Below are 26,158 nucleotides of genomic sequence, written 5' to 3' on the forward strand. Positions count from 1 at the left end.
AAACAAGCAGGTTATAGCCTGCTTGTTTTGTTTCTGAGCAGATGATCTGCCAGTACCAGTGCAGCCATTGCCTCTACAATAACTACTGCCCTTGGTACCACACATGGGTCATGTCTGCCTTTTCCTTTAATTTCAGCTGCCTCACCTGCAGCATTAATGGTTTGCTGATTGTGCATAATGGTGGCAACCGGTTTAAAGGCTACTGTAAAATTGATTTCCATACCATTGGAAATACCACCCTGAATGCCACCGGAAAAATTGGTGAGTGTTTTGGGCTGACCCTCATTGGCCAGAAAAATATCATTGTGTTCCGAACCCCTCATTTCACTTCCACTAAAACCAGAGCCATATTCAAAGCCATGAACAGCATTGATGCTGAGCATTGCTTTACCCAGGTCGGCATGCAGCTTATCAAATACAGGTTCTCCCAGTCCTACAGGGCAGTTTTTTATGATGCAGCTCACTTTGCCGCCAACGGTATCGCCATCTTTTCTTACACTGTCAATAAATTCAATCATCTGATGGGCTGTAGCCGGATCTGCGCAGCGGGCAATATTATCCTCCCTGATGGACAGTAACGCTGCTATATCATCCTGGGCAAGATTAGGCGCCTGGATTTGGCCCACTGCAGATACATGTGCAAAGACCTCAACCCCATACTGTTTTAACAATAGTTTGGCAATTGCTCCAGCTGCTACACGGGCAGCGGTTTCCCTTGCAGATGAGCGTCCTCCGCCTCTATGATCGCGAATGCCATATTTGGCATCATAAGTATAATCTGCATGTGAGGGACGGTAAACATCGGTATTGTGACTATAATCTTTGCTCCGCTGGTCCTCATTAGGGATCAGCATAGCTATGGGGGTTCCTGTGCTTTTACCTTCAAACGTTCCGGAAAGCACCTGTACGGTATCACTTTCTTTACGTTGTGTTGTAATTTTTGACTGTCCGGGTCTGCGTTTATCCAATTCTGACTGGATAAAATCCAGGTCGATAGGTAATTGAGCCGGACAACCATCTAAAATAACACCAATGGCTACACCATGAGATTCACCAAAAGTGGTAATGCGAAATAATTGACCAAATGTATTGCCTGCCATGTTGATTTACAGTTTATGATTTTAGGTTTAAGATTAAATTTCCTGGATTTCAAATCCCGCTTTCTCCAGGTCTTTCCAGTAATCAGGATATGACTTTTCCACAACCTGATAATCTTCCATCTCTATTTCTTTGATAAAGAAACTTAAGGGTGCAAAAGCCATAGCCATACGGTGATCGTCATAAGTAGCAAAAGTTACTTTTTCAGGAAAACTTAGCTGATCGCAATTTAAAGTATATACTTCATTCTCTTCCTTTAAAACTACTCCTATTTTGATCAGTTCCTGTTGCAGCGCCAATATCCTGTTGGTTTCTTTTATCTTAAGTGTTTCCAGTCCTGTAAACGAAAGGTTCAATCCTTTTGCGGCAGCGCATACAATAATGGTCTGGGCTAGGTCGGGGCAGTCCTTCAGGTTCAATACTTCGGTTATTGCTACAGAAGTACCGGATTTTAGGGCAATGCCATTAGGAATACTGGAAGTACGCACGCCAAATGCAACCATAATGTCCCTGATCTTACTGTCACCCTGTAAACTTTTTTGCTTTAAGTTGGGTAAGGTTATTTCCGCATGATCGGCCAGGGCTGCAATGCTGTACCAGTAAGAGGCCGCACTCCAGTCAGGTTCTACAATCAATTCGGCAGCTTTAAAAGGCTGTTGATCAATATGAATGGTATTGTTGTCCCATCGGTGTTCAATTCCTGCATCCTGTAGCATACTTAAGGTCATTTCCAGGTAGGGGCGCGAAGTTAATTCACCTTCAATTTCTAAAGATAAACCCAATGGAAGAGAAGGGGCGATCATTAAAAGCGCGGATAAGTACTGGCTGCTGATGTTTCCCTGAATTTTGACTATCCGGCTGGCCTGCCTAAAATCTTTATTGATTTCCAGCGGAGGAAAACCATCTTGTCCTGAATATTTGATGCCTGCACCTAGTTTTTGTAAAGCTTCAACCAATAATTTTATCGGACGCTCTTTCATTCTGCCTGAGCCGGTCAGGTAAAACATGCCCCTGGTAATGGATAAATAGGCAGTTAGAAAACGCATTGCTGTGCCCGCATGTCCTACATCTACAGAAAAAAAAGTATCCGGGTCATTTTCTTTTCCGATGGCCTTAAGGATGTTATTCAGGGTTACGGTGTCAACCGCATCCGATAAATTGTCAACTTTAACCAGTCCTTCAGACAGGGCACTGATGATTAGTGCCCTGTTGCTTTCGCTTTTTGAGCCGGTTAAGGCTATTTCAGCATTTATATCTTTAATCCCTTTAAAAGAAACAATTGCGTTTTTACTCATTGTTAAGATTTAACTTCTGTATGTGCTTCTGCTGCAATGCCTTTTTCTGCTTTACCAGCATTCATGATCTCAGTTTGTTTGCGGATAGATTCTCCATGAACGAGTTCCAGGAATTTTTCTGTAAAGTTTAAATCCAGTTTTAAGGCTTTTGCAAATGAGGCACCTTTTTTAATAATGGCATCCCAACGGTTAACCTGTAAAATGGTTACCTGGTTATCGCGTTTGTATTCACCGATTTTGCCTACTATGGCCATACGCTCACCCAGTTTCTGTAACAACAGGTCGTCAATTTTGTCAATTTGTTTACGGAATTCGGCCAGTTGATCTGTAATCGCTTCATTTTTAGATTCTGGTTCACGAACAGTTAAACGGTCAGCCAGTTCAGCTAAAGCAGCGGGGGTAACCTGTTGTTTTGCATCTGTCCATGCCACTGAAGGATCTACGTGCGACTCGATCATTAAGCCTTGCATATCCAGGTCCAATGCTTTTTGAGAGATGTAAGGGATCAGTTCACGGTTACCGCAGATATGGCTTGGATCGTTGATGATCGGCAGTTCTGGACATAAAGTTTTCAATTGAATGGCAAGCTCCCACATAGGTTCGTTACGGAAAGAACTCTTTTCGAAGGAAGAGAAGCCGCGGTGAATGGCACCTAATTTAGTAATACCAGCACCGTTGATGCGCTCTAAAGCACCAATCCACAATTGCAGGTCAGGGTTTACCGGGTTTTTTACCAACACAGGGATATCCACTCCTTTTAAAGCATCAGCAATTTCCTGAACAGTAAAGGGGTTAACAGTAGAACGTGCGCCGATCCATAAAATATCTACTCCTGCAGCCAGGGCCTCTTCCACGTGTTTAGCATTTGCAACTTCTACGGCAGTAGGCAGGCCGGTTTCTGCTTTTGCTCTTTTCAGCCATTCCAGACCAATGCTGCCTATACCTTCAAATTCTCCCGGACGGGTGCGTGGTTTCCAGATACCGGCCCTTAATACAGATACCTTTCCTGTTGCTGCAAGTAAGTGTGCGGTGGTTAACAGTTGTTCTTCAGTTTCTGCACTGCAGGGCCCTGAAATGATGAGCGGTTCATTGTTGATGTTAAGCCATGTATTTAATGGCTGGATGTTCAATTGTAGTTTCATTTTGTTGGGGTTTAAAATTTTTATATAGTTATTTTACGAAGGCTGCTCTCCAGATTTATACTTTATCGTTTTTCTGGTATTCGCCCATAATATTAAAGTTTACAGTGTATTTTAAGGCTTGCCGGACGGCTTTGTCGTAATTTTCCATGCTGGTCCATTCCATGTCAACATAGAAGTAATAATCGTTACGTTTCCCTAAGACAGGCATGCTCTGGATTTTTGTGAGGTTAACCTGTTGTTCAGCAAAAATATTCAGAACTTTGGATAAAGCCCCTACATGATTGCCTACCTGGAAACATATAGAAGCTTTGTTAACTTCTTTCAACTCTTCGGTCTTGTCCAGCTTAAGGATCAGGAAACGGGTAAAATTCTTTTTATTGGACTCAATCCTTCTTTCAATAATATTCAGACCATACAATTCGGCTGCAAGGGTATTGGCAATAGCAACAGTATCTTTTAGCTGCTCGTCTTTAATACGTTTTGCACAGGCAGCAGTATCATTGCCCTCAATTACCTGGATGTGGGGATAATCATAAAAGAAATCTACACACTGACGGATGGCAATAGGGTGTGAAGTGGCAAATTTCACATCTTCAAATTTAACACCTGGTAAAGCCATTAAATGTAATTGGATAGCCAGGTATACCTCACCTACAACAGCAAAATTATATTCGCGTATTAAGGTGTAATTTGGTAAAAGACTACCTGCTATAGAGTTTTCTATGGCCATGATCACATAATCACATTCTTTTTTTTCCAAACTTTCACATGTTTGCTTAAAAGAATTGCATTCTATGGTCTGGATGTCTGTTCCAAAAAACTTGAAGGCCGCCTCTTCGTGGAAAGATGCTTTAATACCCTGAATTGCTACTCTTGTTACTTTCTTCATGAATTTGTTTTTTCCCTTTTTATGGTTCTGGTTTCGTTAAAAACAAAAAAAAGTCCCGGCGTTGGGCCGGGACTTTTCTTATACATTTATCTTGCTGATATCAGTGCATATTAGTCCCGGCTCTTACTAAAGTAGTAAAAGTAACCAAACCAATATGTAGTGATATTATTCTTCATTTTCTTTTTTGTTGTAACCGGGCTTGTTTCCGTACCCTGTCTTTATTTTGTTTTGCCAAATGTACTAACAAAATTTAATTTGTCAATAGCTAAATAAAAAAAATATTTTTTTGTTGTTAAAAAGCTATAGGCTGAGGTTTAAAATTTCAGTTGAGCTGTTAACTATAAATGCGGTTAAAGTAAGCAAAGCTTTCCAGAATGTCTTTTTCCGATACCCTGCAATTGTAATCGCATTTGCCAATCGTACTGAGCAAAGAGAACATGATCTGTCCGTTCTCGTTTTTCTTGTCACTTTGCATAAACTCCAGCAATTGCTTAAAACTGTCTTCTTTAATCCTGTAAGCCGGATAAAGCGTACTGATATAATCAGTAATGTCTTTTAAATCATCAGCTGATAAGGTATTGTTGTTTGAAGAAAGGAAAGCCTCACAGATCATACCCACAGCAATGGCCTCGCCATGTGTAAGTGGCTGGGTATCGTTGATCAGGGAATAGGTTTCAACTGCATGTCCGATGGTATGTCCGTAATTCAGGATCTTTCTTAGTCCTTTTTCATGTGGATCTTCCGTAACTACTTCATTCTTGATCTCTACAGAACGGTAAATGGCCTGAGCCGAAATCTGGAGGTAATTGCTACTCTTCAAATCATTATAATAGGTACGGTCTACAATTAAACCATGTTTGATCATTTCGGCAAAGCCGGAAAGCAGCTCCCGTTGTGGCAGGGTTTTTAAAAATTTAGTTTCAATAAAAACCGACTGCGGTAGGGTAAAAGTACCCACCATGTTCTTCACATTATCTACATCAATCCCGGTTTTACCGCCAACAGAAGCATCTACCTGCGACAATAGGGTAGTAGGGATATTGATAAAGTCTATCCCTCTTTTATAGGTTGAGGCCACAAAGCCTCCCATATCGGTAATTACGCCACCACCCAGGTTAACCATCAGGCATTTACGGTCGGCACCAAAATCAAGTAAGGTCTTCCAGATGCCGATGCAAAAATCAATATTCTTGTTTTCTTCCCCAGGATCAGTTTCTATCAGGTCAAAACCATTAAAATCGTCCATCATTTCCCTGAACAATGGTAAACACAGTTCTGACGTATGTGTATCCGCAAAAACAAAGATTTTACTGTATTTTTCTGCTTCAATTACCTTCATTAAAGGTGCCAGTTCTGTTTCAAAATAAATGCTATGACCTGCGCTCTCCAATTTTTTCATTAAATCACTGTTATTTTTTGTCCCATAAAATCAATTACATCGCCAACCCGCACCTTTAGCCTTTTGCGGTAATCAACCGTTCCATTGTATTTTACCAAACCATCCTCTACAACGGTCTGTGCTTCTCCGCCGCTTTGTACCAAGGCGGTTGCTTTCAATAACTGAATAAGGGGTATAAACTCACCTTCTAATTTAAATTTTATCATCGCAAGGCAAACTTACAATTAATTATAAAGTGTTTTACCACCAATAGCAAGGGAATTTATACTTTTGCATGCAAAACGACTAACTGACATTCGTAAATGGAAACACTCCCCAAGAGATCATTAAATTTTGATGATACGGAAATTGCTTTTCGCAATAAATCGGATACTGAGCTGAATGCGGCTTATTGGTTGTTCAAAATCATTAGCAGTAACTTTTTAACCAAAGTAGGGCCGCCCATAACTAATTTTTTCCTGAACATTGGCCTGCCCATCAAAGGCATCATCAAGGCTACCCTGTTTAAACATTTTTGTGGTGGAGAAACCATTGCTGAATGTGAGCATACCATACAACAGCTGGCATCGGGTAAAGTAGGTACTATTTTGGACTATTCAGTAGAGGGGGAGGAAGAAGAGATTGTTTTTGATTTTACCTGTGAGGAGATCATCCGGACAATCGAAAGGGCAACAGGGGATAAAAGGATTCCCATTACTGTTTTTAAAGTGACCGGTATTGGCAGGTTTGGTCTGTTGGAAAAACTGGATGCAAAGAAAGAACTTAATGCAGCAGAGCAGACAGAATTTGAAAAGCTGAAACAGCGTTGTGAAAAGATATGCAGAAGGGCATTCGATAAAAATGTACCGGTAATGATAGATGCTGAAGAAACCTGGATACAGGATACGATTGATGAGCTGGCTTTCGATATGATGCGTTTGTTTAATCAGAAAAACTGCATTGTTTACAATACCTATCAGCTGTACCGCCACGATAAACTAGCCGATTTAAAATCAGACCACCTGATAGCCAGGGAACAGGGTTTTGTACTGGGCGTAAAAATGGTACGGGGTGCCTATATGGAAAAAGAACGAAAAAGGGCAGAAGAACTGGGCTTTCCTTCACCTATTCAGGTAGATAAAGCTGCGTGTGACAGGGATTATGATGCTTCTTTACATTATTGTATGGAACACATCAACGACATTGCCTTCGTGTGCGGAACGCATAATGAAAATAGCTGCAGGGTATTGGCCCAATTTCTGGATGAATATAAAATTGCACACAACCATCCTCATGTTTATTTTGCACAGTTATTGGGTATGAGCGACAATTTAAGCTTCAACTTATCAGATGCCGGTTATAATGTAGCTAAATATGTGCCTTATGGGCCAATAAAAGCCGTTATGCCTTATCTTTTCAGGAGAGCTCAGGAAAATACCTCTATAGCAGGTGCAACCAGCAGAGAGCTTGGATTAATTATAAAAGAGAAGCAACGCAGGAGGCTTAAGTAGTAAACAGAGGAGGGATAAATAAAAAAACAGCTTTTGCATCTGCAAAAGCTGTTTTTGTTCATTCGTTGGGTTAATTAAATCAGCCCAGGTCAAACCGGTCCAGATTCATAACTTTGTTCCATGCGAATACAAAATCGGTTATAAACTTCTGCCGGGAATCGGAGCTTCCGTACACTTCAGCAACCGCCCTCAATTCAGAATTGGAGCCAAACACAAGGTCTGCACGGGTGCCGGTCCATTTTATTTCACCGGTGTTGCGGTCACGGCCTTCATAAACTTCCCTATCTGCAGAGGCTGCTTTCCATACGGTGTTCATGTCCAGCAGGTTTACAAAAAAATCATTGCTGAGCTGCCCCGGTTTTGATGTGAAAATACCATGCTTGGAGGCATCAAAATTGGTATCCAATACACGCATACCGCCTAACAATACTGTTAACTCAGGTATTGTAAGTGTGAGCAAGTGGGCCTTATCGATCAGTAGTTCTTCTGTAGATACCGGGATTTTCGATTTGCGATAGTTACGGAATCCGTCGGCAGCAGGTTCCAGGTATCCGAATGATTCTACATCAGTTTGTTCCTGTGAGGCATCCATGCGACCAGGTATAAAAGGGACAGTTATGGCATATCCTGCTGTGGTTGCAGCCTTCTCAACACCGGCACAACCGGCCAGTACAATTAAATCTGCCAGCGAAACCTTTTTACCAGCTGTTTGTGCAGTATTAAATTCTTTTTGAATGCCTTCCAGTATATTCAATACTTTTTGTAATTGTGGAGGATTGTTAACCTGCCAGTATTTTTGCGGAGCAAGGCGGATGCGTGCACCGTTGGCCCCACCACGTTTATCGGTTCCACGGAAGGTAGAAGCGGAGGCCCATGCGGTAGAAACCAGTTCAGCTATACTTAAACCTGATTCCAATACCTGTGCTTTCAGGGCCGCAATATCATTTTCATTGATCAGTACATGGTTTACTGCCGGGATAGGATCCTGCCAAATCAATTCTTCCTGTGGTACTTCCGGACCAAGGTAGCGCTCACGCGGGCCCATATCACGATGCGTCAATTTAAACCATGCACGCGCAAAGGCATCGGCAAATGCATCGGGGTTTTCAAAAAAGCGTCGTGATATTTTTTCGTATGCCGGATCAAATCTTAAAGAAAGGTCGGTAGTCAGCATCGTAGGACGATGTTTTTTTGAACCGTCAAAGGCATCAGGGATAAATGCTTCGGCGTTTTTGGCTACCCATTGCTGCGCACCAGCAGGGCTTTTAGAAAGCTCCCATTCAAATCCAAACAGGTTTTCAAAAAAATTATTGCTCCATTGAGTCGGTGTTTTTGTCCATATTACTTCCAGTCCGCTGGTAATCGCATCGGCTCCTTTGCCAGTGCCATAACTGTTGCGCCAGCCCAAACCCTGCATTTCAATGTCTACAGCTTCTGGCTCTTTGCCTACATGGTCTGCAGAGGCAGCACCATGGGTTTTGCCAAAACTATGACCTCCGGCTATTAATGCAACAGTTTCCTCATCGTCCATAGCCATCCGGCCAAATGTATCACGAATGTCTTTGGCAGCGGCGATAGGGTCAGGGTTGCCATCCGGTCCTTCCGGATTTACATATATTAAGCCCATTTGCACAGCTGCAAGTGGTTTCTCCAGATTTCTGGAGTGTATATTGCCATCGGCATTGTCATCTGTAACCAATACACCATCGCCTTCCACACCGGGTGAACCGTGTGCATAACGCAGATCGCCACCCAGCCAGGTAGTTTCGGCACCCCAATAAACGGATTCATCCGCCTCCCACACATCTTCACGTCCACCGGCAAAGCCAAAGGTTTTAAAACCCATTGATTCCAATGCTACGTTACCGGTAAGGATCATCAGGTCGGCCCATGAAATATTGCGGCCGTATTTTTGCTTAACTGGCCAAAGCAATCTGCGGGCCTTATCCAAACTTACGTTATCAGGCCAGCTATTCAGTGGTGCAAAACGCTGTAAGCCTGCACCGGCACCACCACGTCCGTCGCCCACACGATAAGTTCCTGCACTGTGCCACGCCATACGTATAAACAATCCACCATAGTGACCAAAGTCTGCCGGCCACCAGTCCTGCGAGTCGGTCATGAGTGCATGAAGGTCTTTCTTCAGTGCTGCAAAGTCGAGGCTTTTAAAGGCTTCAGCATAATTAAAATCCTTATCCATTGGATTGGATAAGGAGGAATGTTGACGCAGTATGTTCAGTTTTAACTGATTAGGCCACCAGTCCTTGTTTCGGGTGCCACCCCCACCTACATTGTGCTTCATACTTCCATTATGAAAAGGGCATTTACTGATGTCGTTTGGATTGTTTTCCATAGATCTGAATTTTATACTTATAATTAAAGATACGACAGATCATGGTGAGAATCAAACTGCTTTTTTCTATAGCATTATAGTTAAAAACTATTGTTTGTTTAAATGAAAATAATGAATGGTTATAGGATGTGATGTGCTATTAAAACCTGTTCCAGTTCTTTAGGGTGTCTGGTCATCAGTAAAGTATGCAGACCGGCTAATTTGGCCCCCTCAATGTGCTGTGGGCTATCATCAATAAACAAGGTTTCGGCAGGGTCAAGTCCATTCTCTTGAATGACCTGTTCAAATATCTCTATATTGGGTTTGCGCAAGAACATTTGCTGTGAGTAATAGGCTTTTTCAAACAGTGCGCTGTTGTCGTCCATCCCAAATTCCTTTTTTAAATATTCTACAATGTAATTGTAATGTGTTTCATTGTTATTGCTCAGTAAAAAGGTACGGTATTTTTGTTTTACTTTAAGCAGTACCTCATGAATTCCGGGGGGTACACCGATCAGCAAACTGTTCCAGGCATTGTCAATTTCCTGATCTGTCAGGTTTTTATTACCTGCTGCTTCACGTATCCCTTCTCTGAACTGTGCAGGAGAGATGGCTGCGGTTTCAAAATTATTGAAAAGCTGGTGGTGGCTTTTATGTGAAAAGAATTCCGTATTATTGGCAATACCAAGTTGTAATAGAGCTTCTTGTGCCTTTTTAAAGTCTATTTCGAAGATCACATTGCCGTAATCGAAAATAATATTTTTTATTTTTTGTGCTAAAACTGTTTCCATAATTGAATACAAATATGTAACATTGCACTCGCAAAATCTAAAAGATTTTTCGGGGCCTATAGCTCAGTTGGTTAGAGTAGAAGACTCATAATCTTTTGGTCGCTGGTTCGAGCCCAGCTGGGCCCACTGCTTAAAAAGCCGTTTTTCCGAAGAGAAGAACGGCTTTTTTCGTTTATAGGGAAAATAATCATTCTTAATTTTTACCTTTGTGATCTGTTATACTAAATCTGACATATTATCAATCCTTCGTAAGGACATCCTCCTTAAATTGAAGATTTAATGCATTGGAACCGCTTGATTCTAAATGTAATGGATAATATGTGCATCATTTTTTACCCAACAATTTTTAATAACAAAGAGATTGATTGATCAAATCAATTGTTTTATCACGTTGCAGAATGATAAATATCTTCTGCAATTTGATAAAGTTTAAAAATATTTAAGATGTATAGTAAACAGTTAATAAGTAGAGATATAGAACTCTTTTATAATAAAGCGTCTGAAGAAACCAGACTGAACAAAGGTATGGGAGTGTTTGAATTTGAAAGAATCAAATCACTCATAGAAAAATATGTTCCACCAACATTCACTAAAATAATTGATGTTGGTGGAGGCACAGGTAAATATTCAGAATGGCTTGCAAAAAAGGGGCATGAGGTATACTTAATTGAGCCAGTCTTTAAACATATTCAAATAGCTAAGGATAGAGCTAGTAAATTAAAAAACAAATATTCTGTTTATTTAGGGGAAGCCAGAAATTTAGACTTCCCAGATAATTTTGCAGATATGATAATTCTACACGGGCCACTTTATCATCTTCAAAAAAAAGAAGACAGGGAAAAAGCGATTCGTGAAGCCAAACGCGTTGTAAAAAAAGACGGTATCATTTTAGGGTTTTCTATAAATTATACTGCATCAACTTTAGTTGGGCTTCTACAAGGACTAATTCATAAAGGTGCTTTTTTTAATATGTGCAAAGAAGAACTCACAACAGGCATTCATAATCCTCCAAATGATTTTCCCTGGCTTCTAGCAGAAGCGTATTATCATAAACCAAATGAATTAAAAGATGAATTTGTGAAGGAGGATTTGACGTATATAAATACCTACGCGGTAGAGGGGATGGCCTGGCTGGATAAAGATTACTTTCTGAACCTTTTGGATATGAAAAAGAGAAAGACCTTAATGGAACTTATCCAGATCACTGAAAATGACAGCTATCTTTTACCATTTAGTCCGCATATGATGATAGCAGCAAAAAAAAAATAAATTTATGAGAAATAAAGATAAATATTTTAATGCTTTAGTGGAAAGTAATGGACGTTGTAATGAAATAGAGCTTGGAGAAAAACTTGGTCTAGATGAAGATGCTACCAGACAAATACTTACTCAACTTTTATCAGAATATAAAATTGAATATATTCAAAGTGGATTATGCGAGTATAGCATTATGAAAAGTAAAAGAAGAATCAGCTAATCTAGCGCACACCTGAGCCCACTGCTTAAAAAGCCGTTTTTCCGAAGAGAAGAACGGCTTTTTTCGTGTATTTGATTTGTATTCAATCAGGTTGATCACGATCATAAGCATTATTCTATTCATAATTTCGAAACACACGTGTTTTATTCAGACCAGACTGCCAGTTCATTACCATCAGGATCGGTAAAATGAAAGCGTCTGCCACCTGGAAAACTGAAAATATCCTGCACTATACCACCAGCCTTAATGACTTTTTCTCTGGTTGTTTCAATGTCCTTTGAATAAAGGATAACTAATATGCTTCCTTTTACAGGGATACCTGAAGTAAAGCCGCCATCAATATAATCACCTTCAAAAGCTGTGTAATCAGGTCCATAGTCTGTAAAAGTCCAATCGAAACATATGGTATAAAATCTTTTGATCAGTTGAATGTCTTTAGAGAGAAATTCCAGGTATTGGATCTGTTCGTGCTTAAGTTTGTTCTGTGCGGGGGTGTTAGTCATAATTTCTTGAGATTATAGATGCAAATGTAGTTGATAATGCTCATTCATACTTTGGAAAAATGCTATAAATTTATAATTCCTTAGGTAAAATTGAAGGAGATTTACTTCATCTTTCTATTATAGAATGCTATATTGTAGATACCTATGTTAATCCATACAATCCGTGTATATGTCTTTAAAAAATAATGCAAAATTCAGGATAAGAAAGATTAAAAAATTCCTTAGCCTTTTAGGCCCTGGTTTAACTACTGGTGCTGCTGACGACGATCCTTCAGGCATTGCAACCTATTCCCAGACCGGGGCACAGTTTGGCTATGGACAATTATGGACTGCATTATATATGCTGCCTTTTATGACAGCTGTACAGGAGGCTTGTGCAAGAATAGGTCTGGTAACCGGAAAAGGTATTGCTGCAGTGGTAAAAGAGCATTACAATACTAAAGTACTTTATTCTGTTGTAGGACTGGTGGTGACAGCCAATACCATTAATATTGGTGCAGATATTGGCGCTATGGCTGCTGCAGCCCAATTGTTAATTCCGGTTAATTTTGTTGTGCTTACCCTGCTTTTCACTGCAGTAATCTTAATACTTGAAATTTTTACCAATTACAGCGTATATTCGAGGATATTAAAATGGCTTGCACTTGCTTTACTGGCCTATCCCATTACTGTGTTTATTATAGATCAGCCCTGGCCAACTGTATTAAGGGCAACAGTTATACCTCATTTCGAATTTACATTCGACTTTTTGTTTATCATTACTGGGGTATTCGGTACAACCATTACTCCCTATATGTTTTTCTGGCAGGCGTCGCAGGAGGTTGAGGAAGAAAAAGCCAAAGGTCTGGTTAGAGACGGAAAACCTAGAATTGGCTGGCCCCATATACATGCAATGCGTAAGGATAATAACATTGGGATGGTTATTTCTGAATTTACTACCTGGTGCATACTGTTGGTTGGGGCAACAGTTTTGCATAACAGTGGTATAACTGATGTAAAAAATGCAGCTGATGCCGCAAAAGCACTTGAACCTCTGGTACATTCTTTCCCTAATGCGGGTTATCTTGCTAAATTGATTTTCTCTGTAGGCATTATCGGTCTCGGATTACTTGCCGTCCCGGTGCTTTCTGGTTCTGCTGCATACGCAGTTGCAGAGGCCTTTGACTGGAATGCCAGCTTAAACCTTAAACTTAAAAAAGCATATGGTTTTTATGGTGTGATTACCATCTCAACACTGATAGGACTAATCATCAACTTTATTGGCATAGATCCGGTAAAAGCATGGTTTATACTGCGGTAATAAACGGTATAGCTGCGGTTCCCCTGCTATCTCTGATCGTTAAGATTGCGGCAAGTGATAAAATTATGGGTGAATATAAAAGCGGCTGGTTGTCAAAGACTTTGCTATGGACAACTTTTTTTATTATGGGGGCTGCAGCTGTTGCATTGTTCTTCACCATATAATAGTTATAAATCTTTATTTCAACAGGCATACCGTTAATGAGCAATATGCAAAATTTTCGGGTGTTTGTTAAATAAATAGGTATCTTAGGACTCCGTGACTGCCTGCTGGTGTCTGGCATACATCCTCCAGTGCTCACATAACCTGTTTATTTTTTGACAGAAAGCTGCCAATTTATATGATTCAATTGCGGGACTATCTTATCGGCAAAAAAACTTCTTTTACTTTAGAAGGCCGGATATTTCATTCTGTTTGTCTGGTTGCATTGATGGGACTGGCGGTATGTATACCTTTTAATGCGTCGATACAACTGTTCCGCCTTGCGTTACTTATGGTTGTCATATTTTTGGCCGTACTAACCATTTATTATTTTTCCCGCTTCAGGAATAAAACAAGTGCAGGTATTGTTGTACTTTCGATAATCAATAACCTGCTGCTTATGGTAAATTATTATTATAACTCAGGTGTTAACGGGCCAAGTACAGTGGTCTTTGCCTTATCATTTCTGATTACTGTTTCCATTGTACCAAAAAAACATTTCTGGATATGGCTACCATTAAATATAGTAATTGTGCTTTCTCTGTTGTTTTTTGAGTTCAGAAATCCGGAACTGGTTAGAAATACCTACCCGGATGAAGCAGCTAAATTTACCGATATAGGCTTTACTTATTTATTGTGCGTAGCCACAATTTTGCTGATCACATCTTTCATCCGCAATTCGTATTATGGCGAAAGGGAAATAACAGCGCAAAAGACCATAGCGCTTGAGGCCAGTAATCATACCAAGAATAAATTGTTATCCATCCTGGCACATGATCTTAAAGAGCCCCTGGCTTCTATACAAGGCTATCTTGAGCTGCTTACAGAATATAAGCTGGAAGAAGCCGAACGTTTAAATATGGAAAAGCAATTGTTAAGCAGAACCAAAGATACAGCTTACATATTAGCTAATGTGCTTTCCTGGACAAAAGGGCAAATGGAAGCTGTTCAGATCAGTTTAAAGCCTTTAGTCTTAAAACAAAGCCTGTACAGTACGCTGAAGGTAATGGAAGGTATTGCAAAAGAGAAGGGAATAGAACTCAGAAACCAGATTACAGACGAGGTCTGTGTACTTGGAGACCGCGACATGCTGCAGCTGGTGATCAGGAACCTGATCAGCAATGCGATTAAATTTACCTTTCCGGGAGGAGATATTATTGTTTCTGCACATATGCATCAAAATGAATGTGTCATAAGTGTGAAAGATAATGGGGCAGGCATCCCTGCAGAACAACAATCCGCCATTTTTTCTCCGGCACTCAAACCAACATTCGGAACCGGAAATGAGAGAGGGGTAGGACTTGGTTTGATGCTATGTAAAGAATTTACGGAATTGCAGGGAGGTAAAATAAGCTTCGAAAGCCAGACAGACGCGGGAAGTACATTTATGGTTCACCTGCCGCTGAGCCTGGAAGTTAAAGTAACCCGTCAGCCTGCTTAAATATTGCTTTAAATCAGGCAAAATATTTTTTTAAAAGTTCTTCCAGTTCGGCAGGATGTAATGGCTTTTTCAATAGTTTCACTACATGCTGGCTGGCTTCAGCCTTTTTGATATCCCCAAAATCAAGCGTAGAAGAAAGCATGGCAATGAGACATTTTTCCGTAAGCTTTTTAGGTAATTTCTTATAATACTCCAAAAAATCAAAGCCGTCCAGATCTGGCATCTGAATGTCCAGCAAAATAAAATCGGGTAATTTTTGATCCTCATTCAGGTGTCTGTTCAGGTAAGTTAAGCCTTCTTCGGCCGACTGACATAACACAATTTCGTCAAATAAGTTCGAAATCTTAATGAGCTTTGCATTGATCTTCAGGTCAACATCATTGTCATCAATTAATAGTACAGTTCTATGGTTATTTAACATTGGGGATGGTTATTTTAAAGGTAGTACCCTCAGCTGGATCAGAGCTTACGGCTATTTTCCCATTAATCTTGTTTAATGCTTCTTTAACAATAAACAAGCCTAATCCGCTACCATGGTTAACTTTACTTTTGAAGAACTGGGTGAATATCTTTTCCAGGTGCTCATTCAGAATGCCCATTCCGTTGTCATTAATAGACATTTCAACCTGATCTTTTCTTACTGCTATATGTATGTTTACCTTTTTATTTAACTCTGTTTCTTTCTGATATTTTATGGCATTCGAAATCAGGTTACCCAATATCACTTCTATCCTGAATGCATCCCCGTAAAAAGGTACTTTCTGATCTATTACGGTATTAAAAGTAGTTTCTTTATCAGCGTAAGAATACAGATCGATAAGGCCGGGGATCAGTTTATGAAAGTCAATCAGGCTATGTTCGGAAACCGTTTTATTATTTTTATAGTACTGAAGGGTTTTCTGGATATAATAATCAAGTTTGTTCGAACAGGTTTCTATCAAACTCCAGTATTCACCACTCGACTCATAAAGGCCTTCCATCTTTACCAGGTTTACTATACCCATTGCCGATACCAATGGTGCTCTTAATTCATGGGAAATACTGTAGATGAACCTGTTTAATTCGTCATTTGTCTTTTCCAGCTCGGCCACTTTGTTCCGCAGGTCAATTTTAGACTTATAGGCATCATACGCATTTTTTATGGAATTGTGCAGTTCCAGGTCGTTCCAGGGTTTGGTAATATATCTATATATATCACCATGGTTAATTGCATCTGCAAGCGCTTCAATATCCGTATAACCTGTCAACAATATTCTTATCGGATCTGGATAGGAATCTGTAATGCTCTTAAAAAATTCCACACCTGTAGTGCCCGGCATTTTCTGATCGGCCAGGATCACCTGCACCGAAATATTTTCCAGTATCTTTAAACCTTCAGCAGCAGATATGGCTGTATATATTTCATACTGCCGCCTAAAACTTGCTTTAAAAGCCTGCAAGTTGTTTTCCTCATCATCAATATATAGAACTCTTACATTGGGTGCACTCATAGTACGGGCTTGGTTATTGTGTATTTACAGGTAATGTAATGATGAATTCTGTACCTTGATCTACTTCGGAGAGAACATCGATATGACCTTTATGTTTCTCAATAATACTAAAAACAATTGACAAACCTAAACCTGTTCCTTCTCCAACTTCTTTTGTGGTAAAAAAAGGTTCAAATATTTTATGTTTAACCTCGTCAGTCATCCCTGTACCTGTATCCTTAATGCTTATTTTAACGTTGTTATCATCGTACCAGGTATGAATGGTAAGCAGTTCTTCTTCCCTGTTTTTACCGTTCGACTTAATGGCCTGTATAGCATTTGATATCAGGTTCATAAACACCTGGTTGATTTTGCCCGGAAGACATTCAATTTTAGGCAGGTTTCCAAAATCTTTGATCACCTTAACATTATCCGGGAGTGAGTTTCTGACCAGTACAAGTGTCGAATGCAGTCCTTCATTAATGTCAATAGGCTTCAGGTCATCCTCGTCCAAACGACTAAAATTTCTCAAACTTCTGATAATTTCAGCCGTTCTTTTGGCCCCGTCTGTAATGCCGGTCAGCAGAGATTCAATCTCGTTATTAATGAAATCAAGGTCTATCTGTTTTTTAAAAGCTTCAATTTCCTGTACTTGTTCCATCACATCCGCACCGGAATAATCGATTTGCTCATACTTTGTGATGATTTCTTTCAGGTCATCAATGTCGAGTTGCAAGGGTTTAATATTAGAGGTTACAAAATTGATAGGATTATTGATCTCATGCGCAATACCTGCGGTGAGCTGACCCAAAGCAGCCATCTTTTCTGCGTCTACCAACTGTGATTGTGCATCCTTCAGATTGGTAAGTGCCACATTTAAGCTCGAATTGGTATTTTGCAACTCAATGGTACGCTCGTTTACTTTATTTTCCAACTCAATATTTTGCTCTCTTACCAAACGCTCATTCTCTTTAAGTACCAACAGTGCTTGTTTCTGCGCAAGCTCATTTTGATTTTTAAAGAAATTGATCCGGTCTGCAAGAGCAAATGATAGTAACAGTACTTCCAGTACTGATGCAAACTGAACAGAATAGGTAGAAAAAATTGAATACTTTATGATCTCGTAGTCCTTTAAAATAAAGATCATCATACCAATAAAAAGAAATGACCAGGAGGCCAGGTAATAACCGGCAGGCTTAAAGTTTCTTTTATAATAAGCATTTAGTGCACTGATAAAAGTAACAATAGAACCCCCGAAAATAGAGACCTGCATGCCAATAAATGATACTTTTTTATAACCTATAAAAAGCAATATAGTGCTGATTACAGTCAATACCAGCAAAATATTCAACACCTTATGAAGCCTTGCTGTATTTTTCTTGGTGTTTAAAAATGATTTGGTAAACAATATGGAAGCAATCAGCCCCAGATTAGAAAAGAGTATAACGGATATACTGTTAAACCAAAGGCTGTCTACATAAAAATACTTATCAAAATAACCCTGTATGGTAGTTTGGGTTAGCCAGGTAAACAATATACAAAATATATAATTCAGGTAGCTTACATCTTTTACGCTAAAATACAGGAAGAGGTTATAGGCAAACATGATCAGCATAATGCCTGTATAAATCCCAAAAAACACATCCCTTACCGAAAATAATTCGAGTACGTTGCTGCTCTTACTGATAAAAACCGGTGAGATCACTACATCATCTGAATACAGTTTGATGTAAATAACCGGATTTAAAGCAGCAATATCTTTTGGTATTTTAAAAGTTTTAAGGTTTCCCGATGTCTTAACTGAAGCAACCAGGGTATAATTGTTATATTGAAACTTTTTTAAAACCTCATTGTCCTTTACAAAATAAACCTCTGCCTGTTTTAACCTGGGCTGGTCTATCAATATATCTGTATAATCCTTAATATCAATAGATGGCGGAACAACCGCTTTTATCCAGACCGCATTTGGGTAATTGCCTATATTAATGATATTGGTTACAGGTTTTTTAAACTCAGCTTCTTTTGCGATCACCGAGCGGATCCCGATGGTATCGGACTTACTGATATACAGTTTTGAAAAGTGCAGAATATTAATTAATGAATCCTGTGTCTGAATATCGGGATTCATAATGTTTTCTTTACCAGCTCGTGTTGAAGCATTGACATAAACGGTAAAGAGCAATATTATGCCTGTTAAAAAAAGATTTCTGATATGTTGTCTGCTCATAATGCGATATCGATGTGAACATCTATAAAACCATCATTTGCTTTATTGGGAATCTGGAATATTTGTTTTGGATTGGCCTTAAAAGAAAAAATGTTGTTACGGACCTCATCAATGGCCAAAGGCAAATTTTCCAGTTCATCGGTAATTACAGCTGTGGCGGTCAAATCTTCTTTAGGATAGTAAAACCTGCCATTTATTCCTATTTCTGTAATTACGCGGAAGCCACCTCTTACCGCATTTCGATGAGTAGCGGGTGCGGTCAAACCAAAAAGTGTAGTTAAACCGATCAGACTGGAAAGTGCTACACTTACCTGGCTCAAAAATAAACTTCCCACCCCAAGTCCGGCAATTTCCCAGGAATTCCATACACCACAAAGTTCACCCGTCCCATTTGGTGTCCGCTCACTAACCATTGCATGGATTCTATTGTCCATATAACCCACTGCCTCTTCAATAGGAAGCGGATTAATTCCATTTGCCCGGTGGATGCGCGAACCGGCCAATGCTTTGCCATTTTCTTCTGCAGTTACCAATACCGCATAAACATCAGGGTTAAGCACCCAGTCAATTTTTGCAGAGGTAATTTTGGTAATTCCAAATATCTCTAATACGTGTGTATGCCCTTCAATAAATTTCATACAGGCCGCCCGATCGTCTACGGCCCTGAAAGCTTTAAAATAAAGCTTATTGATCTGCGGTTTATGCTGTTCCAATGGATAAAGTTTTATTTAAAGGTTTTCTAATTGTACGTTGTGGCGATGATTCTGCTTTAAATATTCTAAACAAGAATATTTCTGCAATATTATCAGTTATTTTAAACAAATGCTTGAATTTTTGATGTAAAATGAAAATTTGCTTTCTGCTTTCTTCAGGCAGGTCATTTAATTCCTGAAAATTATTCTTGTAAAAGAAGATTAACGGAACGTTTACGGGGTGAATTTGATAGCCTAACGCTGTAGCTGCAAGCCACATTTTTTCAACTGCCATGCCACCTTTTAAATAGTTCAGTGGATTGCTTTCAGATAAAGTAATTAAGCCAATTGCGGGGGATGATTGGAATTGTTTAAGGGCAAGTTTTTTAAAGGCAAGCCCACCTTTTATTTTTTTTAAGAACTGAACGGCTTTTTCATCTTTCATTAGCCTTAAACCGATCTGATCATTGTTACTCAGGTCCAGCGTATTAATACCAATGCCATCTTCAGTCTCAATGATTTCTTCTTTGTTCCAGCGCATCTCCTTTTTTATAAAGTCTTCATGCGCAGCGGGAATGAACATTCTCAGCAAATCGGCTTCTCCTGAAATATCACCCAGTACGGTTCTGTCTTCCGCTCCTGTAAGCCATTGTAAGCGAATGTTTTCGGTCTCTGTAATGAATTTAAGCTGCTCAAGATCGGCAGTACTTATCTCTTGTGTTAAACCTGTTTTTCTGTTTGTATGTCTGTCGCCAATCCCGGCCGCAAGACTTTTTTCCACTTCATTTGCTTCATGTTTTCCTTTAAAATTAAACAGGGCAATGTGCTCAGGAAAGTGTTCAGGTGTAAATTTCCAGGTAACACCCAGTCCATTTACGGCAGCTTCCAATAGTAAGTTTTCAATTGATGCACCTAACGAAGTGTAAGAAGATATATAATCCGGATCCAGATAGGCCCCTGAAACATTTTTATTCATAAACAGGTGCAGGTTGCCTTGTTCGTAATGCCAGTGCCATGGCTGGTTGTTACCACCCGAAGGAGCCTTGCCTGCTGCAGTAATCAGCTTCCTGATCAGTTCCTGCGAAAGCAGTTCCCTTTCGCCGTCCTTATTAAACTGCCGTACAGAAAGGTAATTTTCAATTTCTTCAATGCTCAGCTGTTTCGTCCGTTCTTCCCCTTTAGTATGTTGTAAAGGTTTTTCATCCGTGATCAGTTCGTCGATATCAATAAAAAAACGGCCAGATACCTTTAAGCTGCCCAATAATATTTTCCGGGAAAGATCAGCTGTAATTCCACCTCCATAAGTAACTGCACTTGCCAGTTGCGGCCAGGTAGAGATGGTGGTCATGATCTCTATCGCTGAGGCTTTCATTCGGGGTGATAACGTTTCTACACCGGTAACAGGTGCAATGTAAGGTAGTTTTTCATCTAAACTTTTCAAAGTCTTAAAAACGCTCATGTCCATGTTGGACACATATCCGTGTAAGACAGGTCTGTCCGGTTCCAGGTCAAAGCGCTCAATATCAATGGTACACCTGTCACTTCCCTCCATTAAAACCGGAATCTGCAGGGTCTTGGCCTTTTCTCTGGCACTGATTTTTACATCAAAGCTATCGCATTCATCAATTAAAAGGTCGAGCTTGCCGTTTTCTGTTAAAAAGGCATCTATATTTTGTTCGGTAATCCCTTCATGAAAACAGATGACCTTTAAATAAGGGTCCATCTCTGCAATCTCCCGGGCCACAATAACTGTTTTCTGAAGGTGTATATTATGTACTCCGGTTCTGATCCTGTTTAAGTTGGAAAGATCCAGTTCGTCAAAATCGGCGATACGCAATTCACCGAACCCCCTTTCGATGGCCAGTGTTAAGGACACTGATTGACCTACCGACAATCCCATTACGCCGATTTTCTTTTTTGAAAGTATCAGTTGCTCTTCGGCAGTTATTTTATGTTTATTTCTGTTTGTTCTGACAATTACAAATTCCTCTTCATCTAACAGATGGACCAGTTTTTCCGACCAGGGGTAATATACCCAAAGGCCATAATCGGCTAAAGGAGTATTACCAAGATGTTTTTTTGCCAGTGACTTTAGTTCTATCGGCTGTATACCTGGGTTTAAACATTTGATCAGTTCTTCTATCTGTGCCTCAATGCTGTCAAATATCTGAATGTGAATGTTTTTATTTAAAAGATCTGCCAGTTTCTGCTTTTCGGTACTGTTTTTGGTATTAAATATTACAGGGTTGTAAAGTGTATTTAATTGTTTCGTTTTGTTTATTCGTGCTTCAAAATCTAAATTTGAATAAGCTTGAGACTGCATTTCTTTAATGTATGTATGCTATAAAAATAAAAAAAATAGGTAAAATATTGAAAGAACTAAAAATAGGCTTTTAAGAGTAATAATAAAAAAGTATTTTTAACTTTTATTTCCAAACAAATGAATGTGAATATCCTATATGTTGATGATGAACCTCATAATTTAAGTGCTTTTAAAGCCACTTACAGGAGGTTATATAATGTTTTTACTGCCGAGTCTGCCGATGAGGGCCGGATAATTTTAGATAAGGAAGAAATTCATATCATCATTACTGACCAGAGAATGCCCAAAACAACAGGTGTAGAGTTTCTGGCTTCCATATTAGAGAAACATCCTGACCCGATCCGAATGATCCTTACAGGTTATACCGATATTGATGCAGTAATAGATGCCATCAATAAAGGACAGGTATATCGTTACATTCAAAAACCATGGATGGAAGCAGATTTGAAGATCAATATTGAAAAAGCTTATGAAATCTATATGCTTAGAAAAGAAAATAGAGATTTAACTGCAAAATTATTATTGGCAAATCAACAACTTGAGTTTTTATTAAGGCAAAATCTTTTATCTTAGATATCCTAAAGGGATATCTAAAGGTATGTACAAATGGGTTTTTATGCTATGGGCGCTCTCGTGTTTCCCATTTATTAATGCGGAGGCCCAGAATATTTCAAATGAAGGCAAAGATTTCTGGGCTGTGTTTCCTACGCATGATCCTTCCAGAGGTCAGGGTGGCAATTCTAACCTCGCAAATGTTCGCATTTATATTACAGCTAAGGTTGCATCTGAAGTAACGGTTACCTGCGGAACTTTTAGTACAGGTACTATACCCATTCCTATAAATACAGCAGTTCCGGTTGATATCCCCAGAGTAAGTGCCTATGTTGCTCAAAATGAAGCTAATGGGGTTCTGGTTAATAAGGGGATTCATGTTGTGGTTACACCAGGCCATGAAAAAGTTGCTGTATTCGAACACATCTATGCCGGCGCGCGATCTGCTGCTTCACTTATCCTTCCGAATGAAGCGCTTGGCAGGGAATATTATTCCATGAACTATACACAGGATTTAAATAACAACGAGGTCAGTAAAAATTTCCTGGTGCTGGTGGCTGCAGATCCCAATACCACGCTTATTGTGCATAAAAAAGATGGCACAACATTTAAAGTAAACTTTGTAAATGCAGGCGACGTATACGAATACTTGCCCAATACTCAGGAAGACCTGACCGGTGTTTATGTAGAAATAGATCCCGCTTCACCGGATAACTGCAACAAGCGTTTTGCAGCTTATTCAGGCAGTACATCTTTAACCATAGGATGTAACGGCTCCCGGGATCCGTTGTTCCAGCAATTGTATCCCATTGGCAGCTGGGGCAAAAATTACGGTGTCGTCCCATTTATTGACCGGCGGTACATTGTCCGGATACTTGCACAGCAGGATAATACTCATTTTCAGTTTGAAGGACAATCCATTACCCTAAACAAAGGACAATTTTATACCAGCCCTGAGCTGGTCAATGCCTCATTTATATCGGCCGATAAAAATATAAGTGTGGCTCAGTATTCGCTTACACAGGCTTGTTCTTCCGTTAATGGTGATGAACTGATCGGTGATCCCGAAATGGTACTCCTTAATCCTGTCGAATTTAATGTAAAGTCTACCACCTTGTTTTCTTCCGATAAAGAAAATATAGTGAACAGGTACATCAATGTATGCATTAAAGCATCAGCTGCCTCAACCTTTCGTATCAACGGCCAGCCTGTAAATACGGTTTGGACAGCTATACCATCAAATCCGGCATATGCTTATACACAGATTGAAATTACTGATATCAGTTCCTATCTTACTGCCAATGAAGGTTTTAATGCCGTTGCATATGGGTTTGGCGCCCATGAATCCTACGCCTATTCTGCAGGTACAAATCTGGCAGCCAATACCTATTTCCTGGTAACCAACAAAATTACCCATAAGGATGCACAGAACGCATGTATAGGACAGGAATCTGACTTTAAGATCATCCTGCCTTACCTCGTTTCCAGGATCACCTGGAAACTGGATGATGGAGCAGAGGAACAAGGCCCCTTGGATCCGCGAATAATTCCGGCATCAGACGGTACATTGTCCTATGAATATATTTATGCCAGGGGCATAGCTTTTACTGAGTTAAAACCACATCAGGTTACTATAAAAATTGAATTGCTTAATGATGGGACCGGGTGTCTAAGTGAAGGTGCAGAATTTATTTATCCTTTTGATGTTTATCCGCTGCCTACGCCTGATTTTGAAGTAGCTGCCGACAACTGTGCCGATACAGAAATTCAATTTACTGATCACAGTACATCAAATTTAACAGGCAGGCCTTTAAATAAATGGCTATGGGATTTTGGTGATGGAGCAACTTCTGCTGAACAGAACCCCCAACACATCTATGCCTTATCAGGTTCCTTTGATGTAAAATTGTCTGCGGGTTTGGACGAAGGTTGTATGTCTGATGTTAAAACGTTCAGTGTACATATCCGCCCTAAAATTAATGCCGCCTTTAATGCCCCGGCTAAGGGCTGTATCAATAATGAAATCAATTTTCAGGATGCTTCCAGCTCCGATGCGGGGCCAATGGTTTCTTGGTTATGGGATTTTGGTGACGGCTCCGTTTCAACAGATCAGCATCCCAAACATACTTATGCAAGCGCGGGTATATTTGTGGTAAGCCTTATTACTAAAACCGAAAACGGCTGCCAGAGTCTTCCTCATAAAGAAAAAATCACCATCAACAGTCTGCCTATAGTGGACTTTACCCTGCCTAAAGTATGTGTAGGGGATGAAATGGCCGTGTTCCTTAACAGAACTGAAAATGAAGACAAAAGCACGAATGGTTTTACCTATGCCTGGAATTTTGGTGATGCCTTTGGAGCAGTACCCGACAACGGTTCAACGCAAATGGATGGAAATCATAAATACACCCGTGCAGGCAATTATGTGGTAACCCTAACGGCAACAAATGTCAACGGATGTTCCTATACCCGATCTAAACCTTTTACGGTGAACGGCTCGCAAATTACGCCTGTATTTGAAGTACTCAACAAAGATCAGCTTTGCAGTAACAATAAAATTATGGTTAAAAACTCTTCAACCATTGATGAAGGTAAAATTATCAAACTGGTATGGTATATTGATGGTATAGAGAAGCTGGTGGTCGATGATCCGGACCCTGTAGCAATTTATGCTCTGGATCCGCCTGCTGCTATTGATGCCAATCCTAAAAACATCGTGGTTAGTTTGATCGCTTATTCGGGTATTAAATGCCAGGAACCTATTAACCAAAACGTGATCCTGAATGCTGCTCCGGCCCTCGTTTTTGATCCGATAACTCCTGTATGTTTGAATTCCGATGTGTTTCAGCTCACAAATGCCAGGGAAACCCTTGGGTTGCAGGGGCAACAGCGTTATTCGGGCCCAGGTATCATCAGTGCTGATGGTTATTTCGATCCCAAACTGGCAGGAATAGGTACACATACTATAGTTTATCACTTTTTATCTGCTGCCGGATGCGAAGAAAACGTGACACAAAGCATTACGGTTCATCCCTTACCACAGTTAAACCTGCCTGCCGACCTTTACATCCTTGCGGGTGGACAGCTAAAAATAGATGCTGTGGCCAGCGGTTACCAATTGATTTATAAATGGAGCCCGGCTACGGGACTCGATAGGGATAATATTTTAAATCCCATTGTAAAAGTAGAGGAAGATAAAACCTATACTTTAACGGTTGGCTCTGGTTACGGCTGCAGCGTCAGCGCTACTGTAAAGGTGCACCTGGTCAATGCCATAGAGCCGGCAAACGCTTTTAGTCCAAACGGTGATGGAATAAATGATGTATGGAATTTGAAATACATAGAAACTTATCCTGATGTTATTGTTGATATTTTTAACAGGTATGGTGAAAAAGTTTTTTTTAGTCAGGGATATTCAATACCTTTTGATGGCAATTATAAAGGGAGACAATTGCCTGTTGGAACATACTACTATATGATCAATCCAAAAAATGGGAGAAAGATAATTACAGGTTCATTAACACTCATCAGATAAGA

The 26,158-nt window shown here is 39.9% G+C and carries 21 protein-coding genes and 1 tRNA gene; 8 read left to right on the forward strand and 14 right to left on the reverse strand.

Annotated features, from left to right (window positions below; genetic code table 11):
• Positions 1–11: 11 nt before the first annotated feature.
• The 6 genes from aroC to PHEP_RS07580 form a co-directional block, all read right to left on the reverse strand.
• Positions 12–1,100 carry a chorismate synthase gene (aroC, locus tag PHEP_RS07555; protein WP_015807339.1) on the reverse strand — a complete coding sequence of 363 codons (1,089 nt, stop codon included), beginning with the start codon at positions 1,098–1,100 and terminating at the stop codon, positions 12–14.
• Positions 1,101–1,133: 33 nt separating this feature from the next.
• Positions 1,134–2,393 (reverse strand): 3-phosphoshikimate 1-carboxyvinyltransferase, encoded by a 1,260-nt coding sequence (gene aroA / locus PHEP_RS07560; RefSeq protein WP_015807340.1) that lies wholly within the window; start codon positions 2,391–2,393, stop codon positions 1,134–1,136.
• Between the two features lie 2 nt (positions 2,394–2,395).
• Positions 2,396–3,535: a chorismate mutase gene (locus PHEP_RS07565; protein WP_015807341.1), complete on the reverse strand. Its 1,140-nt coding sequence runs from the start codon at positions 3,533–3,535 to the stop codon at positions 2,396–2,398.
• 55 nt (positions 3,536–3,590) lie between these two features.
• Positions 3,591–4,424 (reverse strand): prephenate dehydratase, encoded by an 834-nt coding sequence (locus tag PHEP_RS07570; protein ID WP_015807342.1) that lies wholly within the window; start codon positions 4,422–4,424, stop codon positions 3,591–3,593.
• Between the two features lie 334 nt (positions 4,425–4,758).
• Positions 4,759–5,823: a 3-dehydroquinate synthase gene (aroB, locus tag PHEP_RS07575; protein WP_015807343.1), complete on the reverse strand. Its 1,065-nt coding sequence runs from the start codon at positions 5,821–5,823 to the stop codon at positions 4,759–4,761.
• Complete coding sequence (locus PHEP_RS07580) at positions 5,823–6,029, reverse strand: RNA-binding S4 domain-containing protein (RefSeq protein WP_015807344.1); 207 nt, start codon at positions 6,027–6,029, stop codon at positions 5,823–5,825. The genes aroB and PHEP_RS07580 overlap by 1 nt, the downstream gene beginning before the upstream one ends.
• Positions 6,030–6,125: 96 nt before the next feature.
• On the opposite strand from PHEP_RS07580, the gene PHEP_RS07585 reads away from it, so the two are divergent.
• A complete protein-coding gene (locus tag PHEP_RS07585) occupies positions 6,126–7,313 on the forward strand; it encodes a proline dehydrogenase family protein (RefSeq protein WP_015807345.1) in 1,188 nt (395 codons plus the stop codon).
• A 79-nt stretch (positions 7,314–7,392) separates the two neighbouring features.
• Here the strand turns inward: PHEP_RS07585 and katG are convergent, their stop codons facing one another.
• Together katG and PHEP_RS07595 are read right to left on the reverse strand one after the other, a co-directional pair.
• On the reverse strand, positions 7,393–9,666 hold the full coding sequence (gene katG, locus PHEP_RS07590; RefSeq protein WP_015807346.1) for a catalase/peroxidase HPI: 2,274 nt from the start codon (positions 9,664–9,666) through the stop codon (positions 7,393–7,395).
• Positions 9,667–9,785: 119 nt separating this feature from the next.
• The gene (locus PHEP_RS07595) at positions 9,786–10,436 is read right to left on the reverse strand and encodes an HAD family hydrolase (protein WP_015807347.1); all 651 of its coding nucleotides are present in this window, start codon (positions 10,434–10,436) and stop codon (positions 9,786–9,788) included.
• A 52-nt stretch (positions 10,437–10,488) separates the two neighbouring features.
• Between PHEP_RS07595 and PHEP_RS07600 the strand changes: the two genes are divergently transcribed.
• The 3 genes from PHEP_RS07600 to PHEP_RS07610 all read left to right on the forward strand — a co-directional run bounded on the left by PHEP_RS07600 (position 10,489) and on the right by PHEP_RS07610 (position 11,913).
• A tRNA-Ile gene (locus PHEP_RS07600) sits at positions 10,489–10,562 on the forward strand.
• 318 nt (positions 10,563–10,880) lie between these two features.
• Complete coding sequence (locus PHEP_RS07605; RefSeq protein WP_015807348.1) at positions 10,881–11,705, forward strand: class I SAM-dependent methyltransferase; 825 nt, start codon at positions 10,881–10,883, stop codon at positions 11,703–11,705.
• 4 nt (positions 11,706–11,709) lie between these two features.
• Positions 11,710–11,913, forward strand: a complete 204-nt coding sequence (locus PHEP_RS07610; RefSeq protein WP_015807349.1) for a hypothetical protein — start codon at positions 11,710–11,712, stop codon at positions 11,911–11,913.
• Positions 11,914–12,056: 143 nt separating this feature from the next.
• Here PHEP_RS07610 and PHEP_RS07615 read toward each other — a convergent pair whose 3' ends face one another.
• Positions 12,057–12,416: a VOC family protein gene (locus PHEP_RS07615; RefSeq protein ID WP_015807350.1), complete on the reverse strand. Its 360-nt coding sequence runs from the start codon at positions 12,414–12,416 to the stop codon at positions 12,057–12,059.
• 169 nt (positions 12,417–12,585) lie between these two features.
• On the opposite strand from PHEP_RS07615, the gene PHEP_RS07620 reads away from it, so the two are divergent.
• The gene (locus PHEP_RS07620) at positions 12,586–13,716 is read left to right on the forward strand and encodes an NRAMP family divalent metal transporter (RefSeq protein ID WP_202901235.1); all 1,131 of its coding nucleotides are present in this window, start codon (positions 12,586–12,588) and stop codon (positions 13,714–13,716) included.
• Positions 13,717–14,056: 340 nt separating this feature from the next.
• Positions 14,057–15,358 (forward strand): sensor histidine kinase, encoded by a 1,302-nt coding sequence (locus tag PHEP_RS07625; protein WP_015807351.1) that lies wholly within the window; start codon positions 14,057–14,059, stop codon positions 15,356–15,358.
• Positions 15,359–15,371: 13 nt separating this feature from the next.
• On the opposite strand, the gene PHEP_RS07630 is transcribed toward PHEP_RS07625, so the two are convergent.
• From PHEP_RS07630 to PHEP_RS21885, 5 genes are read right to left on the reverse strand one after another with little or no spacing between them, the layout of a single operon-like run.
• Complete coding sequence (locus tag PHEP_RS07630; RefSeq protein ID WP_015807352.1) at positions 15,372–15,779, reverse strand: response regulator; 408 nt, start codon at positions 15,777–15,779, stop codon at positions 15,372–15,374.
• Entirely contained in the window at positions 15,769–16,848 is a 1,080-nt protein-coding gene (locus PHEP_RS07635; protein WP_015807353.1) for a hybrid sensor histidine kinase/response regulator, read from the reverse strand. Before PHEP_RS07635 ends, PHEP_RS07630 begins: the two co-directional genes overlap by 11 nt.
• Positions 16,849–16,861: 13 nt before the next feature.
• The gene (locus tag PHEP_RS07640) at positions 16,862–19,054 is read right to left on the reverse strand and encodes a 7TM diverse intracellular signaling domain-containing protein (protein ID WP_015807354.1); all 2,193 of its coding nucleotides are present in this window, start codon (positions 19,052–19,054) and stop codon (positions 16,862–16,864) included.
• Positions 19,051–19,767, reverse strand: a complete 717-nt coding sequence (locus PHEP_RS07645; RefSeq protein ID WP_049772228.1) for a hypothetical protein — start codon at positions 19,765–19,767, stop codon at positions 19,051–19,053. Before PHEP_RS07645 ends, PHEP_RS07640 begins: the two co-directional genes overlap by 4 nt.
• Positions 19,754–22,069: an Rv1355c family protein gene (locus PHEP_RS21885; protein ID WP_015807356.1), complete on the reverse strand. Its 2,316-nt coding sequence runs from the start codon at positions 22,067–22,069 to the stop codon at positions 19,754–19,756. The genes PHEP_RS07645 and PHEP_RS21885 overlap by 14 nt, the downstream gene beginning before the upstream one ends.
• A 117-nt stretch (positions 22,070–22,186) precedes the next feature.
• On the opposite strand from PHEP_RS21885, the gene PHEP_RS07655 reads away from it, so the two are divergent.
• Complete coding sequence (locus PHEP_RS07655) at positions 22,187–22,642, forward strand: response regulator (protein WP_015807357.1); 456 nt, start codon at positions 22,187–22,189, stop codon at positions 22,640–22,642.
• 25 nt (positions 22,643–22,667) lie between these two features.
• Positions 22,668–26,156: a PKD domain-containing protein gene (locus tag PHEP_RS07660; RefSeq protein WP_015807358.1), complete on the forward strand. Its 3,489-nt coding sequence runs from the start codon at positions 22,668–22,670 to the stop codon at positions 26,154–26,156.
• The last annotated feature ends 2 nt before the right edge of the window (positions 26,157–26,158 follow it).

Origin of the sequence: Pedobacter heparinus DSM 2366 (assembly GCF_000023825.1) — a bacterium.
Taxonomy (GTDB): Bacteria; Bacteroidota; Bacteroidia; order Sphingobacteriales; family Sphingobacteriaceae; genus Pedobacter; species Pedobacter heparinus.